Raw genomic sequence first — 17,905 nt, forward strand, 5'->3', positions numbered from 1 at the left:
AAGTGTATTTGAATAAATATCAATACGATAAGTTTAAAATTGCTTGAAAATGCACTAGGTAATTCGTTTAGTGATATGCTGTACTATACCCCAAATAAAGTAAGTGAATGTCAGTAATGTAATAATAGAAGAAATTACAGTGATACCAAGTGCTATACCAAAGATGTGATCTAGATCTGTATGTATATATTGAATCAAGTAATCTATTGCTAGACTATTAAAGTAGATGGAGACAGATAGAGTGATTATCTGAATGATAAAAATTGACGGTTTCATAATAATAGATGTTTATCTAGAAGACCGCTAAGACTATACCAAGATCAAGTAAATGTTTCAATAGAAACATTATAATGTTGTATACTTTGAATAGTATATTAAATAATCTGAATATAGTAAAAAGTATTTGTTGTTTTTGTTGTTGTTTGTGAGTTTGGCTATTACTGCTAGATTACTACTTCCGTCATTGAGTTAGTATATAGATTAGTATCTAAAGTCATATTTAGCTCTGGAGTAGGTATTCCTAATAATCTCTTTAGGCTATTTAGGTTCTTCATGATATCTAATCCGTTGTTTTTACATTTGTTTTCTAGAGTAGAAATCTGTTGTGTTATAATGTCTTGAATTTCATACGTTTTATAGCTTAGAAGCTCTTGTTCGTTGATTTGGAATAGGATTTTTAGTTTGTTTAGATCCTGTAAATGGTCTTCTGTTAGGTATCCTATAGCATCTAGTATTTCTAGTTTAATATCTATGAATAAATTGATTAAAGCCTTTTTAATGCTTAAGATATTTTCTATTTGGTTATTCTCCAGCATGCCATAAAAACCAATTGGCGTAATGGTGTTTTGTGTCAAATAAGAAAGTATGTAATTGGTGGTGTTTTTACTTTCCTTTTTAGCATTTAGATTTGACAAGTGATTTTGTAAATCAGATTTGAATACTATCATATTTATGGTGTTTTTATTTGATTTATTATATATGCTAAGATAATTATTATTGTTAAAATAATGGTTTATTTTTATATATTTCGTTTGTTTTTAGAATTCAATAGTATAATGCGTTTAAATTGATTAATAATAGTTTGATATGCGTGTTTTTTGTGTTTTTTAAATAAAAGTTTAGTTTTATGTAATAATTATATATTGCAACTTTTAGTCAGTACGCTGTTTTAGTGTTTCTTAAGTATTAAAAAAATGTTTATTTATCTGTATTAGTATTGAAATAGCTAAATTGTATCTATAAATTATGATATTATGAAATCGATTTATTTCTTTAGTTTTGTTTTAAAATAAAGGTAGATGAAAGCTTTTTTAGTCATAGTAATTTTTTTATTGATAGTAGCTATTGTATGTTTAGTGTACTTAATTGTACAGAATAATAAAAAGCGTTTAGAATTAGAAAAGGAAAAATATCTCTTTGATTCTAAGATGCGTTATTTACAATTAGAAAACCTTGAGTCAAGATTAGATCCTCACTTGTTTAAGAATATTCTAAATTCTATTCAGTCTCATGCTTATCAGACCTACTATGCATTAGATAAGATGGCAGGTGTGTTAGATTATATTTTATATGATAGCCAGAGAAAAATGGTCTCTCTAAAAGAAGAACACGAATTTGCTTTGCGACTTATCGATATCAATAAGATTAAGCTTAATCCTCTTTTTAGGCTTGATATACGATCTAATATAGGTGAAGGGGAGGTGTTTTATACAGAAGAGTTAATCGCTCCTCTTATATGCGTAGAATTGATTGAAAATGCTTTTAAGCATGCAGACCTGGCAAGTACAGATGCTTTTATCTCTATTTTGTTTAAACTGAAAAATGGGCATTTCGATTTGTTAGTTTCTAATAAAAAATCCCGTATGAAGACCCTACATAAAGAAAAAGGAGGTTATGGCCTTACAGCTTTGAATAAGCGACTCGAACTGATATATGGGAATGCTTATAAATTAGAAAAGAACGAGGATGATCATATTTACTCTACGCACTTAAAAATTAATTTACATGATTTCAAAACTAAAATGCATACTACTAGATGATGAACTTTTAGGGTTAAAGTATTTAAAGATGCTATGTGAGCAAATAGAGGAAATAGAAATCGTAAAAGCATATAACGATCCAGCAGTCTTTTTAGAAGAAGCACCACATCAAGACTTTGATGTGGTCATATTAGATATCAATATGCCTGGATTAGATGGTCTAAGTGTAGCGCAACTGCTCCCTAATAAAGGCGTTATCTTTGTGACAGCTTATAAAGAATATGCTTTAGAGGCTTTTGAAATAGAAGCGATAGACTATATTGCCAAACCAATTAAAAAAGAAAGACTTCACAAAGCAGTACTAAAAGCAATGCGACAGTATAAACCAGTCGATGAAGCTACTTTTATTACTATTAATTCTAACAAAGGAAAAGCACTGCTATACTTCTCTGATATTCTTTATATCACAACTAATGAAATGGACAGTAGAGATAAAGATGTATATTTAGAAAACAACCAAGTAGTGATAGCTAAGAATATGTCTTTAGATAAGTTCGTTTCAGCTTTGCCTAGTTCTAAGTTTTGTCGTATCAATAAAGGGGAATTAATTGCTCTGAGAATAGTTCGTTTTTTTAGTCATGATGAGATAACGACTACACTTAAAGGAGTAGACGGGAAACCCCTAGAATTAACACTTGGGATGACTTATAAAACTGACTTCTTAGAAAAGATATAAAATTCATTACAGAAAAACATACTTTCATTACAACTTGGTGGTCTTTGGATTCATTCTTGCTATTTACAAATATTATTATAGAGATGTTTGTATCGTTAAAAAGTAAGTAGTATGTCAAAGTTTAAAAATTCTCTTTTATATTTCTTTATTATAGGAGGGTGTTCCGCCTTAATGTATTGGGTAGTTTCTAAAGGAGTTAAATTAGAATCGAATGTCGTTAAAGTAGTGTCTGATAAAAGTATTTTTGAAAACTTCTTAGATACTATACAAGATAACCTAAATTTCCCATTGGCTTTATTATTAGCTCAGATTGTTACTATTGTTTTAGTGGCTAGAGTATTCGGATGGATTTGTAAGAAGATAGGACAGCCTTCTGTAATTGGAGAAATCATTGCAGGTATTGCCTTAGGTCCTTCTTTTGTAGGAGCTTATTTTCCAGAATTCTCAGAAGCGTTATTTCCTGTACATTCATTAGGAAACTTAAGCTTCTTAAGTCAGATAGGATTAATCCTATTCATGTTTGTCATCGGAATGGAACTAGATTTAAAAGTGTTGAAGAATAAAGCACATGATGCTGTTCTGATTAGCCACGCTAGTATTATCATTCCCTTTGCTTTAGGGATGACACTTGCTTATTATATATTTACATCTTTTGCACCTGAGGGAGTCGAGTTCTTATCTTTTGGGCTATTCTTAGGGATTTCCATGAGTATTACAGCCTTTCCTGTATTGGCACGTATTGTTCAGGAGAGAGGTTTACAAAAGACACGTTTAGGAACCATTGTGATTACCTGTGCAGCGGCAGATGATATCACGGCTTGGTGTCTATTAGCAGCTGTAATTGCGATTGTACAAGCAGGAAGTTTTGCTAGTTCACTTTACATCATGGCTCTAGCTATTATTTATGTAATCGTGATGCTAAAATTAGTCAAGCCATTCTTGGCGCGTATTGCTAAGTATCAGCCAACGAGTAATATGTTCTCTAAAGGAACAGTAGCTATATTTTTATTGACATTAATTATTTCTTCTTATTGTACAGAGGTAATTGGTATCCATGCTTTATTTGGAGCTTTTATGACAGGAGCTGTAATGCCTGATAATATGAAGATCAGAAATATCTTTATTGAGAAGGTGGAAGATGTAGCAGTAGTTTTATTCTTACCTCTATTCTTTGTTTATACAGGGTTACGTACAGAAATAGGTCTTTTAAATGAACCTTATCTATGGAAGGTGACAGGAGTAATTATCTTAGTAGCAACGATAGGAAAGTTTGTCGGTAGTGCTTTAACGGCCAAGATAGTTGGTATATCTTGGAAAGATAGCTTAACGATAGGAGCACTGATGAACACTAGAGGGCTAATGGAACTGATTGTATTGAATATTGGTTTTGATCTAGGTGTATTGACAGGAGAAGTGTTTGCTATGATGGTGATTATGGCCTTAGCAACGACCTTTATGACAGGCCCAGTATTAGATTTAATTGCAAAAATATTCGGCCCATTAGGAGATGATGAAGTAAAAACAGTAACTCCGAATTTAGGAAAATATCAAGTATCTCTTTTCTTTGAAGACAAAACAAGCTTGGCTCCTCTGATGAGACTGGCTAGTAGCTTTGTAGGTAAAAATAATGCAGATACAGGGATTACAGCGATGCACTTAGTAGATAGTATTGAAGTAAATGCTTTTACCTCTACAGAGTATGAGAATGAAATATTTGAAGCAGTACAAGAAGAGGCAACAGCCTTAGATCAAGAGGTACAGACCTATTATAAGGTATCCAATGATATCGAAAGTGATGTGGTCAATGTAGTTAATGAGCAAATCAGTGATTTATTGTTAATTGAGGTAGGATATTCTATCTATAGAGGGTCTTTATTAGGGAATATTTTAGGCTTTACCACTCGTATTATCAATCCAGATGTGCTATTAAACAAGGTAACAGGAAAAGAAAAATTCTTTGAAAACTCGTGGTTTAATGCTAGAACTCAACAAATACTTAATAGATCTAAAGTACCTGTGGGAATTTTTATCAATAAAGACTTCGATAAGGTAGAACAAATCTTTTTACCTGTGTTCTCTAAACAAGATTTGAAGTTGTTAAGTTATGCACAGAAGTGGATTCGCAATAGTGAAGCACAGATTACGGTGTTAGACGCAACAGGGCAATTAGAAAGTTATCCCGAGTTTAAAGAACAGATTAGATTGATTGAACAATTTAAACCTAACCATATCCGCATTGTAAACGCAAAAGAAGTTAATAATGAGTTTGTCAAAGATTTTAATCTAATGTTGATTAGTTTAGAAAGCTGGAAAACATTAGTGGAAGAACGAAAAACATGGCTAAACAGTGCACCATCTATGTTGTTAATTCAACTGTAGTAATTGTTGTGTGTTTTATATTAATTTGTGGTACTGCTCTCTGTCCAGGGAGCAGTTTTTTGTTTAGAATATAGAGATTATCGGATAGCATTGTATTGTTGTTTGCTTTGAAATATGTGATTAACCTCAGAATTATTTAATATCTTCACATAGATATTCCAGGTTTAAGGTATGATAGACATAGAAACAAGTATTCATGATGCTTACTCGATAGAGGTAAAGGTTGGTTTTAAAACAAAAAAGATAGGTCAGACAGCTGAGTTTGATATTAATACCTGGTTTTTTATTCCTAATAGCCTAGACATTAATGCATCTACATATACTAAAGATCAGTTTTATTCAGATGTTAAGTCTAAAGTTAGATTTATTACCCCTATTTACCTTCTAAAAGAGATTGTTGATAACGGAGCAGTTCCATTGAATAATTTGCGTTCAGCCTTAAATGATGTGTTGCAATCAGAAGAAGATTCATCTGAGTTATTAATGGAGTATGAGTTTCAGTTGAAGATGTTTATGGCTATCTTTAGAAGTGCCATCCGAAATCATTTGACAGAGATTAAAAAATGCTATCAAACTGATGATTTAGAAGTAAGATGCCTTGAGTTTGCTTCTGCAGTAGAGAATATCTCTATTCAATTTAGAGGTTTGAGAGAATTGTTGGTAGGAGTAGAAGAAGGAAGTGAGACAAGAAACTATTATGATTTTGCAGATGAATATTTATCTTATGCTATAGTACATCAAGTTTTCGGTTTTTTAGAGCTATTAGAGGGAGAACAGTACAATTTGTCAGAGAAAGTGCGTCAACATCTAATCGGATTGATAACACGAGAAAAAGAGTATATGAAAATACACAACTATCTAGATATTAAGAAAGGGGATAGAGAGAATAACCAGAAGGTGGTGTATAGACATACGATGTTAGATAAGTATATAGAATCTGATTTAGCTCTAATTTCGAATAAACGAAAAGACGAAGATGGCGTGATTGCACAACAGATTTATTATAGTTTAGCAGCAGGTTTATCTATGATTTTTGCTACTATTATTGCTTTCTCTTTTCAACAGAAATATGGCAACTTTACGATGCCTTTATTTGTAGCATTAGTTATTAGTTATATGTTGAAAGATAGAATTAAGGAGCTAATGCGTTATTACTTTATTGGAAAGTTAGGAGGGAAGTATTTTGATAATAAAACGAATATTAGTGTAAAGGATCAGAAGATAGGATGGATAAAGGAATCTGTAGACTTTATAGCAGAAGAAAAAGTGCCTGAAGAAGTGCTTAATTTGCGTGATCGTTCAGCCTTATTAGAAATAGAGAATAAGATTCACAACGAGAAGATTATGTTGTACAGAAAGAAAGTACACTTAGATAATAAAAAAGTGATTAAAGAAAGTACATATGCTTTTGACGGAATTAACGACATCATTCATTTTAATCTAACTCGACTTACCCAAAGAATGAATAACCCTTATGTGACAGTGTATACTTTAGATCAAAATGATTTAATAGGGGAGCCAGAAAGAATATTAGCAGATAAGATCTATTATCTTAACTTCATAGCACAAATAAAGTATGAAAATATAGTAGATTATAAGCGATTTAGAATTGTGTGTAAACGAACAGGTATTGAAGCTATAGAAGAACTTTCTTTGAGTTAATTTTAGAACCCAAAGAAAGTCTTTATAAGATTAAGACTAGTGTACCTCCTACAATAAGACATCCACCAATAATAGTTTTTAGATCCATAGGCTCTTTTAAGAAGATAAAAGAGATAATCATCACAAATACAATACTCAGCTTATCTATCGGAGCTACTTTAGATACAGGACCCGACTCTAGAGCTTTGAAATAAAATATCCATGATAGTCCAGTTGCAATTCCTGAAGCGATTAAGAAGATAAGATTAGATTTGCTCAATTCTTTCATTCCTTTAAAATCGCTATTTGCAATCACTATTCCCCAAGCTAATACTAAGACTACACTGGTGCGTATAGCTGTCGCTAGATTGCCATTAATTCCTTTTACCCCTACTTTAGACAATATTGCAGTTAAAGCTGCAAATACAGCAGATAGTAAAGCATAGTATTTCCACATAATTCTTTATTATAAATAATCATCTAGAGGACACTGTATAGGTACAGGGATATCTCTTTTTATTTGTTCTTTAAATTTGCTCAAATCTACACTTTTAGAAGTAAAGATGTTTATAATTTCCATATTACTTCCATTAGGGCGAATACTAAGTTTAGAATCTATAGAACCATCACTATGCTCTATGGTTTCTATACACATATATTTGACCTCTGCTAGAGGTATTATATGAGCATAGCGATCATCAGAGAAGCCTATTTCATCATTATTATCATCTATCCAAATAAAGGGTTTATTTTGAGAGATTTCTTGTATAAAAGTTGGTACTCTATAGATGTGTGCTGTTTCTTTATAGGTTTGTATATCCAGTGTTATATCGCCTGATAGTGTTGTACAATTGACTATAGATAGTTTAAGGATATACTCTGGATAAATTACAGTATTTAAGTATTCTTTTAAATTAGTAATTAAGAAAAACACTTTGTTATTAGCGGCATCTAGCTCCACAGGATAAGCATTAGAGAAATAAAACTCTAGTTGCTCTGTTTTTACTTTTGTGCTAAATATTACAGTTTTATCTTCTTCTGTATCAATAGAAGCATTAGTTAGACTCTTGTTTTCTAATAAAGCATTTTTTAAGAAAGCATAAGGCTTATTAATAGCCTGTTTGTATTCACAGTAAGAAAAGTAGTTACTTACTGGAATATTTTTTCGATGACAATCATAGAAGCTAAAATCATTTAAAACAAGATTACCTATTCTTACAGGAACCTTGAATATATATTTAATTAAATCATCTTCATTAGAAGGTTGCGTGACTAAAACTTCGTCTAAAGCAATTACATCTTCATAAGGAGTTTCCCATGACACAAAGGTTTTTGCTTGATTCTGTAATTCATATCCTTGTAGTATTGTATCAGCATATTTACCTTGTTCTAGTACTTTACAGTTACTAGGGTTCTTTCTTGCCCATACAAACATATTTCTGTCACAGCTAAAAGTTTCCTCAAATATTGTTAGTAGAACAGGGTTAAAACCTAGTTTTTCTGCAAGATGTAGAAAAGTAGGAAGAAAGTTTACTGATGATGTAGGGATATGACTATTGTGCTTTCCTGCTATAAACAGCAAAGGTTTATTGTTGATGCAAGTAAAATATAATACCTGTATGTCATCGATATTCTGGTTACAATTGTAATAAGATATTTTGTTTTTGCTTATTAAGTGATTATCAAGTATAAAAACAGCGTTATCACAATTTTGTAAAGTCAAAAAATCTAATGACGTATTGTCTATTTCTTTGTTGTTTTTTCTTTTTAGAAAAAGTTTTAAATAGTTAATCATAGATTTGGAGAGAGAGTTTGACGTTATTTTACAAAGACGAGTTGCTTAGAGTCCAACTTGTCTTCCCCACTATATCTGTAGCATACAAGTATTCCATCCCCCTTAGCAACGCTAAAATCAACACAACATACATTGTCTTTTATGATACTAGGTCTAGTGCCTACTTTGTGCTTCATCCAGTAATGACCAAAGAACACTGGTTTCTCTATAATTTGATAAAAGTTTTCACTTTCAAATTCGAATGGAGTATTAGGAAGCTCTTGTATAGGATGTACACTGATAGAGTTATAAGTCATTTCTTTAGGGTCTTCCCACCATTTAGTTCTAAACTCAGTGCGCAGTATACGATCTTTATCAATGAAAGTTATGCCTGAAGGCATCTTAGCTTCTTTTCCTTTTAATGTAGTTTCTACAGCATTATATAATTCTGTTCCTTCTGTATTCGCTTCTTCTAACAGATCATTCGTAATACAGTCGTTGACTAATCTGTTTCTTAAATAATTGATATGTTGATCATCCCAACATGCGTGAACAGCTCTAAACGAATCATTCTCATAAAATAAAGGCAGAGATTTAAACCACTCTATATACATTTTGTACATATTAGGCACTTGCATAAACGCAGCCATGGTCACAGCATGTTGATTAAAGTTTTTAGGTGTATGCTCTCTAAGGTATTCTCCGTTAGTAGAAAGTGTGTTATAGCAGATTGCGTTATACTCATGATTTCCCATCAACGCAATAGCTTCTCCATTGTCCACCATCTTTTTTACGATATCTAATACTTCTATAATATTAATTCCTCTGTCTATATAATCTCCTACGAATAGTACTTTTCGTTCAGGATGTTGGTAATAACCTTTCTTGTTAGAATAACCTAAAGCAGATAATAAATGCTTTAAATCATTACTATGTCCATGAATATCTCCTATTATATCAAAGTCTACAAAATTTTTGTCAATTGCTTTCATTATACAAGTTGTTGGTGTTATTAAATGTACGATAATTTGCGAATAAATTATCAAAAAAATAAAATTAAAATGAGAATATAGGATATATACAATAAAATTAGTTTATGATAAAAGTATTATATGAAATAAAAATGAAAAGAGCATGATGATGAGAATAGAGTAATGTTTTAGGAGTTAGTTTTGATATTTAGCAAAATACTGAATGAATGAATTGTAGCAGTTTACTGGAGTTTTTTTGGGAAATATTAACTGTTATTAGGATATAGCGATACCTTGTTGATTAAAAACATAGTATTGTTCATTTGTAGGTAATAGGAGTCTATTAAAAAAGTCTATGTTTTCTAAAAAAATAAGAGTCAAATTGCCAATATAATAATTTTTAAAGAAGTCCTATTTTGCTGTTTATAAGTTGGATATGTTATAATGTTAGCGGATTTTTAATAAATTTTTAATAGCTAATCTAGTTTGTTTTCAGTAACTTAACCTTTATAAACTAACAATTATGACAAAGTATAGAATTGCATCATTAAAAGAGTTACAAGACAAGGGTAACAATATCGAAAGATTGCCGTTTTCGATACGAATTTTATTGGAGAATGTTTTGCGTAACCACGATGGTTATGTAGTGACTGACGAACATTTAGACACTCTAGTTAACTGGGATCCAAAGGGTACCGATAAAGATATCCCCTTTAAACCAGCACGTGTTTTAATGCAAGATTTCACAGGAGTGCCAGCTGTTGTAGATATTGCGTCTTTGAGGGATGAGTTCATCAGACAGGGAAAGGACGGAAATAAGATTAACCCAGCAATTCCTGTAGATTTGGTTATTGACCACTCTGTTCAGGTAGATTATTACGGAACAGACTACTCTTATAAGGGAAATGTAGAAAAAGAGTATGAGCGTAATTCTGAACGCTATGAGTTGTTAAAATGGGCTCAGCAGGAGCTAAATAACTTCACAGTAGTTCCTCCAGGAATGGGTATTTGTCACCAGGTAAATTTAGAGTACTTAGCTAAAGGTGTTATCGAAAGAGATGGTTGGGCTTTCCCAGATACTCTAGTAGGTACAGATTCACATACACCGATGGTAAACGGGATTGGAGTTATTGCTTGGGGAGTAGGAGGTATTGAAGCTGAAGCAGCTATGCTTGGACAACCAATTTACTTTACCTGTCCAGAGGTCATCGGATTAAAATTAACGGGTAAAATACCACAAGGTGCTACCGCTACTGATATGGTATTATCTATTACGAAGATATTGCGTCAAGTAGGAGTAGTAGGTAAATTCGTAGAAGTATTTGGCGATGGCTTAGATAATCTATCTGTGACTGATAGAGCGACTATATCTAATATGTCACCAGAGTTTGGATGTACAGTTACTTATTTCCCTATTGATAACCGTACTTTAGATTATATGCGTGCTACGAATAGAAGCGAAGAGCAGATCAAGCTGGTAGAAGACTATTGTAAAAACAATATGCTATGGAGAACAGGGAAAGAGAGCATTGAGTATACTACTGTGATTGAGTTAGATCTAAATACATTAGAACCTACAGTATCTGGACCTAAACGTCCACAAGACAAAATATTAGTAAAAGATTTAGCGACATCATTCTCTACTTTATTAGAGCAAGAGTATAATCGTACTTATACAGAGACTAAAGAGCGTAGAGAGCACGCTTGGCTATCAGAAGGTGGTTCTGGTACTGAGTTTGCTTACGAAGAGAATAAAGTCACTAATCCTACTACAGAAGTTGTTAAAGATAGTCTGCGTACAGTTCGTATTAAACAGAAGAACAAAGAGTATGTAATAGGAGACGGAAGTATCGTTATCGCTGCTATTACGAGTTGTACGAATACGTCTAATCCAGAAGTGATGATTGGAGCAGGACTAGTAGCTCGTAAAGCTATCGAGAAAGGTCTGAGAACGAAGTCATGGGTTAAAACAAGTTTAGCACCAGGGTCTAAGGTTGTGACTCAGTATTTACAGCGTTCAGGTTTATTAGAAGACCTAGAGGCACTTCGCTTCCATACAGTAGGATACGGATGTACTTCATGTATTGGTAACAGTGGACCTCTTCCATTACCTGTAGCAGAGGCAGTGACTAAAGGCGATTTAGTTGTAGCATCTGTATTATCAGGGAATAGAAACTTCGAGGCTAGGGTACACCCACAAGTAAAAATGAACTTCCTAATGTCTCCGATGTTAGTTGTTGCTTATGCACTTGTAGGTAGAGTAGATATTGATTTAATTAATGATCCTTTAGACTATGATCCTAATGGACAGCCAGTGTATCTAAAAGATATATGGCCTACGCATGAAGAGATTAGAGCAGTAATTAATGAATCATTGAAACAAGAAGATTTTGAACAAGTATACAGTGTGATTTTTGAAGGTGAGCAAGATTGGAAGAACTTACAAGCGCCAACAGGTCAGAAGTTTGAGTGGGATCAACCCTCTACTTATATCAGACAAGCGCCATTCTTCGAGAACTTACCAGCTCAACCTAAGCCAATTGTAGATGTACACAATGCTAGGGTATTGTTGTATTTAGGAGATTCAGTGACTACAGACCATATTTCGCCTGCAGGAGCTTTTAATGAGAGTTCTGCAGCAGGTAAATATTTACTGTCACAAGGAGTAGAGCCAAAAGATTTTAACTCATATGGATCTAGACGTGGTAACCATGAAGTGATGATGAGAGGTACCTTTGCCAATGTGCGTATTAAGAATAAAGTAGCACAACGCGAAGGAGGATATAGTACTTATTTACCTACGAATGAATCTCTTTCTGTATTTGATACAGCGATGAAGTATCAAGAAGACAAGACTCCTTTAATAATCTTAGCTGGTAAAGAATACGGAAGTGGATCTTCTCGTGACTGGGCAGCAAAAGGAACTTATCTATTAGGAGTAAAAGCTGTTATTGCAGAAAGCTTTGAGCGTATTCATAGAAGTAACTTAATTGGTATGGGAATAGCTCCATTACAATTCTTAGAAGGCCAAACAGCTGAATCTTTAGGTTTAACTGGAAAAGAGACATTCACTATCACAGGAATCGAACAAGATTTAGTACCACACAAAATACTAGAGGTAAAGGCTGTAAAAGAGAATGGAGAAACTCTTTCTTTCCAGGCCAAAGCTCGTTTTGATTCTTTAATTGAAATAGAGTATTATAAAAATGATGGTATTCTACAATATGTATTGAGAGACTATCTTAAATAGGTTTTTTGTTTTTTGTGAAAGTGTGAAATCGTTTTAGATGATTATATCAATACATAGTGTATCATATCATCTAAGTACATTATGCCCGCAGGGCAATGTCGTAAACTGATTACTGTAAACCGAAAACCAATTTAAATTCGTAATTAAAAAAGGGCTGTCTTATTTAAAAGACAGCCCTTTTTCTTTATTTTAATAGCTAAAATTATTTAGTCATATTTTTCATTTCTTTCTCGATCATATCGTAGAATTGATCAATCTTAGGAAGTAAAACGATTCTAGTTCTTCTGTTTCTAGCTTTGTTCTCAGGAGTATCGTTTTCTACTAATGGCACATACTCTCCACGTCCTGAAGCAACTAATTGAGAAGGGTTTAATTGGAAGTCATTTTGTAAAACTTGAACGATAGATACCGCACGTTTAACACTTAGATCCCAGTTGTCTCTCATCATTGCGTTTTTGATAGATACGTTATCTGTATGTCCTTCTACCATTACTTCAAAGTCTGGTTTGCTCTTAGCGATAGCAGCTACTTTAGCTAATACACGTTTAGCCTCAGAACTTACTTCATAACCAGCTGTTTTGAATAATAATTTGTCAGCGATAGAGATGTATACTACACCTTTTTCTACGTTAACTTGGATATCTGGATCATCGAAACCAACTTCTTTCTTCACACTTCTTACTAAAGCTAAAGTAACAGAGTCTTTCTTCGTGATTGCATCTTGAAGACGAGTGATCTTAAGATCTTTCTCTTTCATGCTCTCCAAAGTTTTCTCTAAGTTTTCAGCACCTTTAGAAGTTAACATAGTCATGTTACCCATATTGCTTAATAAGTCAGAGTTGTTCTTTTTCAAATGCTCGATCTCGTTAGAGAAAGCATTTCTCTCAGCTAAAGCAGAGTTTAGTTTTATAGTACATGTATTTAATAAATCTTGTACTTCTTTGTTTTTAGCTTCTAAGTCTGCAATTTTCTGTTTTGTACCACAAGAACCTAATGTCAAGGCTAAAACAGATAATCCTAAAACTACTTTTTTCATAATTAAAAAATGATTGAATTGTTTTGTCAAATATAGCAAATAGATGGCAATATAGAAAGAAAAGCCTAAACTATTTTAATTAGAATATTCTAATATAAGTCTTACGTTTTTGAATATAATATAATTTAACAATTGATTTAGTTCGATAATACTCTTTTACAGGAGATTTTGATACCTTTTTTTTGAAGATAGGAATACGTTTGTAAAATGCAAAGTGAGAACGAACAATTGCAAAACAATGTTTAGGTTGTAACATAAGCATATACCTTACCCCTGCGATGCCATCTAAGCACAATCTCAAAAAGATAGTAGAAAACTTGCCTTTAGAAGGTAGATTTTTATACAAAGTAAGTAGAGAGTTCCTAAAGTTAAGATAAGTCTTCTTTGGACTCTGATACTTTAAAGTTGCTCCACCAACGTGATACACAGTAGAATACCCCGTGTATTTAATCTTATGTCCTAGATGATGTGCTCGCCAGCATAAGTCTATTTCTTCTTGATGAGCAAAGTAGTCTTCATCGAGCCCACCTAGTTTTTGGTAAACTTCATTACGAATAAAAAAGCAAGCACCTGATGCCCAGAATATATCTATAATATCGTTGTATTGTCCTTTATCTTCTTCTATGGTATCGAAGATGCGCCCTCTACAGAATGGGAATCCGTACGAATCTATAAAGCCACCTGCAGCACCTGCATACTCAAAGTGCGTTTTTCGTTTATAGTCAAGAATTTTAGGCTGTACAATAGCCACTCGAGGTTGTTTATCAAATATTTCTTCTACCGAGTCTAACCAATTTTCGGTTACTTCGATATCTGAATTCAACAGTACTAAGTAAGGCTCTTTTATATCTTTTAACCCTTCATTATATCCTTGAGCAAAACCATAGTTTTGCTTATTCTGTATAATATGAACAGAAGGGAACTCTTGTTCTAGAACAGTTATAGACTGATCAGTAGAAGCATTATCGATAACGTATATATTAGCTTTGTCCGAATACTTCAGTACAGAAGGAAGAAACTGTCTTAACAGCTGTTCTCCATTCCAATTTAAAATAGCTACGGCAAACTTTTTATTCATTTTGTTTTGTTTTTCTTTTGTGTGAAATCGTTTTTTTGTGATGTCGTTTAGTATATGTTATCTGTTAGCGCGGATTTGATTAATCTGTGCCTCGCTGCGCAAAGTCTCCCGACTTTGAGCTATTATAGTTTTGTAAGACTGTAAACTGTCAACCGTTCACTGTTAACTAATTCTTCCTTCCTAATTCCTCTCGCTGCGCAAAGTCTCCCGACTTTGAGCCGTTATAGTTTTGCAACACTGTTCTATTAACTAATCCTTCATTCCTAATTCCTCATTATAATTCGGCAATTCTCTTAAGAACACATATTTACTATTCTCATAATCCATTTGACAGTAGTAATGATTTAGCCCATTGGTGACATACAGATAGGTTGATCTTAATTGAAAATTATAACGAGCAATCTGATCAAATGTTGTTTGAGTAATTTTTATCTCAGGCGCTTTACACTCTATGAGCATAAAGATTTCACCATTAGGTCTAAAAATTACCACATCATATCGTTTGGTCATTCCATTAATTCTCACTACTTTCTCTACACTGATGAGGGAAAGAGGATAACCTTTAGTATAGATCAAATCATGTACTACATGCTGTCTTACCCATTCCTCAGGAGTAAGCTGAATAAACTTTTTACGGATAACATCAAAAATAGATAGCTTATTTTCACTATTTTTGAAACGAAAATCAAACGGTGGGAAATTCAGTCTTTGCATAAAGCAAAGATATTTTTTTTCTACTGGTATTGAGCAATATTTAAAACTAATATTTTGGATCAAGTAAAGGACATAATAAAGAATATAAAGGCAGGGAATGCTGCTCCTATATATTTTTTGATGGGGGAAGAACCGTATTATATTGATAAAATCTCTGAGTATATTGAAGATAATCTATTGACAGAAGAAGAGAAGGGATTTAATCAAATGGTATTATATGGGCGAGATGTCACTGTTCAAGACATTGTTTCTAATGCAAAGCGATTCCCTTTAATGGCAGAAAAGCAAGTTGTCATAGTTAAAGAAGCTCAAGAGTTAGCACGTTCTATAGACCAATTAGAATCTTATGCTGCACAAGTACAACCTTCTACCGTATTAGTATTCTGCTATAAGTACAAAACATTAGACAAAAGAAAGAAGATTTACAAGGCGATAGAGAAGTCTGGTATCATATTTGAAAGTAAGAAGTTAAAAGAGTATCAGATAGAAGCTTGGCTTAAGAAATTACTTACTGCAAAAGGGTATAGTATAGATCCTAAAGCTTCTGCAATGTTAGTAGAGTTCTTAGGAACAGATTTGTCTAAAATAGCAAATGAGATAGATAAATTGGCTTTAATTGTACCAAAAGGAGTACAAATCACAGCAGAAGTAGTAGAAAAGAACATCGGAATAAGTAAAGATTTTAATAATTTTGAATTGATTAAAGCTATTGTAGACCGCAATCAGCTCAAAGCGTATAAAATTGCAAATTACTTTGCACAGAATCCAAAGAATAACCCAATCGTATTGACAATGGGGCTTGTTTATTCTTATTTTTCTAAACTTTTGTTATACCACGGGTTGAAAGATAAATCACCATCTAACGTGATGAAACAATTAAAAGTGAGTCAATACGCAATAAAAGACTACGAAACGGGTTTTAGAATTTATAAGATGAAGCAAGTTAGTAGTATCATTGCACATCTAAAGGATGTAGACCTTAAAAGTAAGGGAGTAGGAGCTCAGGCGATGCCACAAGGAGAACTGCTTAAGGAGATGTTAATCAAAATATTTAATTAAAATAAATAAATAATGCCGAACAATTTAAACAAGAATAAGATTCTAGGATATGCTACGTTGATTATGATTATGATGGGTATCTTATTAATCTGTCTAGGAGCATTTAAATATTCCGAAATCGCAGGGTGGGGATTCACAGCTGTAGGAATCGGTTTCTTTGCAATAGCATGGGTTTTTAACGCTTTAAAAGGAAGAGTATAAGTTTAAAAAAGAAGAGGAGAGCATTGCTCTCCTCTTCTTTTTTAAACAATTAAGAATTAGGAATTAAAAATTAAGAATGTTTGGCTTCGCCATGAGGTATGTATATACGTCCTATCGGTATACATATCATGCAATCGCTACGTTCGTGTTATCGCGGATTTAAAGTTTTAATCCGTGAGATATAACGATTTAATATGTCTTCTTGAGTGTAACGAAAGATCCCATCTCCCTTAGTGAATTACGAATTTCAAATTAATAATTACGAATTTTAGTCCTTCGGACTTTAGGTACGTATATCACGCAATCACTACGTTCGCGTTATCGTGGATTTTTAATTCGTGATATATATGTTCAGTATGTCTTCTTGAGTGCAACGAAAGATCCCATCCTCCTTAGGGAATTACGAATTTCAAATTAATAATTACGAATCTTAGCCTTTCAGGCTTTAGGTACGTATATCAGGCAATCACTACGTTCTCGTTCTCGCGGATTTTTAATCCGTGATATATCACCGTTCAGTATATCCATTTAACTCCAATTAAAAAATCTATCAACTCTTATCAAAAAAAACACTTTCTTTTTTTCAAAAAAGCATCTATTTATCATCAAAAAATCTTATTTATCCCCTAAAATCCCCTTCTTTTTACCGCATTTTCTTCCAATTTCAGTGAATTAAGGCTTGAAAAGCAAAAAAGTGTATACTTTTTTTTAAACCTGTTTTTACTTAACTAATTGATAATTAGATGCTTGTTTTGAAATGAGGTGTTGTTGTACTCAGTAGTATATAGCTCTTAACCCTAGTAAAATCGGGGCTTCTTCTGAGATCCTTGGACAGTTGTAGGACAATACTAGGACTTTAGTGGGCTAAATGAGGCTTTTGTCGAAGGATGCTCCTTTTGTACTCTGGGTATTCTTCTTGTATGTAGTGTGAAGGTGGGGTGGTGGTGAATATAGCTATCAAAATAAGGATATAGGGAGGGAGCTTCTGATGAATTGTTGTTCCCAAAAGAACATATCATAAGAGTTGTAAAAGATGCCTTTGTAATTAAGGATAAAGTGCTGATGCTACAACAGTTAATAAATAACC

General features: G+C 32.9%; 15 protein-coding genes. 7 read left to right on the forward strand and 8 right to left on the reverse strand.

What is annotated here, in order from left to right:
- Positions 1–54 precede the first annotated feature (54 nt).
- Together RT228_RS06375 and RT228_RS06380 are read right to left on the reverse strand one after the other, a co-directional pair.
- Entirely contained in the window at positions 55–276 is a 222-nt protein-coding gene (locus tag RT228_RS06375) for a hypothetical protein (protein WP_006259024.1), read from the reverse strand.
- A 167-nt stretch (positions 277–443) separates the two neighbouring features.
- Entirely contained in the window at positions 444–947 is a 504-nt protein-coding gene (locus tag RT228_RS06380) for a hypothetical protein (RefSeq protein ID WP_006261073.1), read from the reverse strand.
- Between the two features lie 351 nt (positions 948–1,298).
- Between RT228_RS06380 and RT228_RS06385 the strand changes: the two genes are divergently transcribed.
- The 4 genes from RT228_RS06385 to RT228_RS06400 all read left to right on the forward strand — a co-directional run bounded on the left by RT228_RS06385 (position 1,299) and on the right by RT228_RS06400 (position 6,756).
- Positions 1,299–2,039 (forward strand): sensor histidine kinase, encoded by a 741-nt coding sequence (locus RT228_RS06385; protein WP_006261074.1) that lies wholly within the window; start codon positions 1,299–1,301, stop codon positions 2,037–2,039.
- Complete coding sequence (locus RT228_RS06390; protein WP_006259020.1) at positions 2,005–2,715, forward strand: LytR/AlgR family response regulator transcription factor; 711 nt, start codon at positions 2,005–2,007, stop codon at positions 2,713–2,715. Before RT228_RS06385 ends, RT228_RS06390 begins: the two co-directional genes overlap by 35 nt.
- A gap of 111 nt (positions 2,716–2,826) precedes the next feature.
- The gene (locus tag RT228_RS06395) at positions 2,827–5,094 is read left to right on the forward strand and encodes a cation:proton antiporter (RefSeq protein ID WP_006265187.1); all 2,268 of its coding nucleotides are present in this window, start codon (positions 2,827–2,829) and stop codon (positions 5,092–5,094) included.
- 171 nt (positions 5,095–5,265) lie between these two features.
- Positions 5,266–6,756: a hypothetical protein gene (locus tag RT228_RS06400; protein WP_058699565.1), complete on the forward strand. Its 1,491-nt coding sequence runs from the start codon at positions 5,266–5,268 to the stop codon at positions 6,754–6,756.
- A 22-nt stretch (positions 6,757–6,778) separates the two neighbouring features.
- Here the strand turns inward: RT228_RS06400 and RT228_RS06405 are convergent, their stop codons facing one another.
- From RT228_RS06405 to RT228_RS06415, 3 genes are read right to left on the reverse strand one after another with little or no spacing between them, the layout of a single operon-like run.
- Entirely contained in the window at positions 6,779–7,192 is a 414-nt protein-coding gene (locus tag RT228_RS06405) for an EamA family transporter (protein WP_006259017.1), read from the reverse strand.
- 9 nt (positions 7,193–7,201) lie between these two features.
- On the reverse strand, positions 7,202–8,530 hold the full coding sequence (locus RT228_RS06410) for a hypothetical protein (RefSeq protein ID WP_058699566.1): 1,329 nt from the start codon (positions 8,528–8,530) through the stop codon (positions 7,202–7,204).
- 23 nt (positions 8,531–8,553) lie between these two features.
- Positions 8,554–9,501, reverse strand: coding sequence for a metallophosphoesterase (locus RT228_RS06415; RefSeq protein ID WP_058699567.1), 948 nt, complete (start codon positions 9,499–9,501; stop codon positions 8,554–8,556).
- Positions 9,502–10,003: 502 nt separating this feature from the next.
- On the opposite strand from RT228_RS06415, the gene acnA reads away from it, so the two are divergent.
- Entirely contained in the window at positions 10,004–12,730 is a 2,727-nt protein-coding gene (gene acnA / locus RT228_RS06420; RefSeq protein ID WP_006265191.1) for an aconitate hydratase AcnA, read from the forward strand.
- 202 nt (positions 12,731–12,932) lie between these two features.
- Here acnA and RT228_RS06425 read toward each other — a convergent pair whose 3' ends face one another.
- From RT228_RS06425 to RT228_RS06435, 3 genes are all read right to left on the reverse strand, one after another.
- Positions 12,933–13,766 (reverse strand): flagellar motor protein MotB, encoded by an 834-nt coding sequence (locus RT228_RS06425; RefSeq protein ID WP_006259013.1) that lies wholly within the window; start codon positions 13,764–13,766, stop codon positions 12,933–12,935.
- Positions 13,767–13,845: 79 nt separating this feature from the next.
- Positions 13,846–14,844: a glycosyltransferase family 2 protein gene (locus tag RT228_RS06430; RefSeq protein ID WP_006261081.1), complete on the reverse strand. Its 999-nt coding sequence runs from the start codon at positions 14,842–14,844 to the stop codon at positions 13,846–13,848.
- Between the two features lie 249 nt (positions 14,845–15,093).
- Positions 15,094–15,558 carry a type I restriction enzyme HsdR N-terminal domain-containing protein gene (locus tag RT228_RS06435; protein WP_006263474.1) on the reverse strand — a complete coding sequence of 155 codons (465 nt, stop codon included), beginning with the start codon at positions 15,556–15,558 and terminating at the stop codon, positions 15,094–15,096.
- A 54-nt stretch (positions 15,559–15,612) separates the two neighbouring features.
- On the opposite strand from RT228_RS06435, the gene holA reads away from it, so the two are divergent.
- Together holA and RT228_RS06445 are read left to right on the forward strand one after the other, a co-directional pair.
- Positions 15,613–16,617 carry a DNA polymerase III subunit delta gene (gene holA, locus RT228_RS06440; RefSeq protein ID WP_006261083.1) on the forward strand — a complete coding sequence of 335 codons (1,005 nt, stop codon included), beginning with the start codon at positions 15,613–15,615 and terminating at the stop codon, positions 16,615–16,617.
- A 12-nt stretch (positions 16,618–16,629) separates the two neighbouring features.
- Positions 16,630–16,818, forward strand: a complete 189-nt coding sequence (locus RT228_RS06445) for a CAL67264 family membrane protein (protein ID WP_006259008.1) — start codon at positions 16,630–16,632, stop codon at positions 16,816–16,818.
- Positions 16,819–17,905: the final 1,087 nt, after the last annotated feature.

The sequence above is a fragment of the Myroides sp. genome, from assembly GCF_032073645.1.
In the GTDB taxonomy this organism is placed as follows: Bacteria; Bacteroidota; Bacteroidia; order Flavobacteriales; family Flavobacteriaceae; genus Flavobacterium; species Flavobacterium odoratimimum.

Coding starts and splice junctions, on each gene's coding strand:
- RT228_RS06375 (WP_006259024.1), bottom strand. CDS start 276: ATGAAACCGTCAATTTTTATCATTCAGATAATCACTCTATCTGTCTCC.
- RT228_RS06445 (WP_006259008.1), top strand. CDS start 16,630: ATGCCGAACAATTTAAACAAGAATAAGATTCTAGGATATGCTACGTTG.
- RT228_RS06425 (WP_006259013.1), bottom strand. CDS start 13,766: ATGAAAAAAGTAGTTTTAGGATTATCTGTTTTAGCCTTGACATTAGGT.
- RT228_RS06385 (WP_006261074.1), top strand. CDS start 1,299: ATGAAAGCTTTTTTAGTCATAGTAATTTTTTTATTGATAGTAGCTATT.
- RT228_RS06435 (WP_006263474.1), bottom strand. CDS start 15,558: ATGCAAAGACTGAATTTCCCACCGTTTGATTTTCGTTTCAAAAATAGT.
- RT228_RS06415 (WP_058699567.1), bottom strand. CDS start 9,501: ATGAAAGCAATTGACAAAAATTTTGTAGACTTTGATATAATAGGAGAT.
- RT228_RS06405 (WP_006259017.1), bottom strand. CDS start 7,192: ATGTGGAAATACTATGCTTTACTATCTGCTGTATTTGCAGCTTTAACT.
- acnA (WP_006265191.1), top strand. CDS start 10,004: ATGACAAAGTATAGAATTGCATCATTAAAAGAGTTACAAGACAAGGGT.
- RT228_RS06395 (WP_006265187.1), top strand. CDS start 2,827: ATGTCAAAGTTTAAAAATTCTCTTTTATATTTCTTTATTATAGGAGGG.
- RT228_RS06380 (WP_006261073.1), bottom strand. CDS start 947: ATGATAGTATTCAAATCTGATTTACAAAATCACTTGTCAAATCTAAAT.
- RT228_RS06410 (WP_058699566.1), bottom strand. CDS start 8,530: ATGATTAACTATTTAAAACTTTTTCTAAAAAGAAAAAACAACAAAGAA.
- RT228_RS06400 (WP_058699565.1), top strand. CDS start 5,266: ATGATAGACATAGAAACAAGTATTCATGATGCTTACTCGATAGAGGTA.
- RT228_RS06390 (WP_006259020.1), top strand. CDS start 2,005: ATGATTTCAAAACTAAAATGCATACTACTAGATGATGAACTTTTAGGG.
- RT228_RS06430 (WP_006261081.1), bottom strand. CDS start 14,844: ATGAATAAAAAGTTTGCCGTAGCTATTTTAAATTGGAATGGAGAACAG.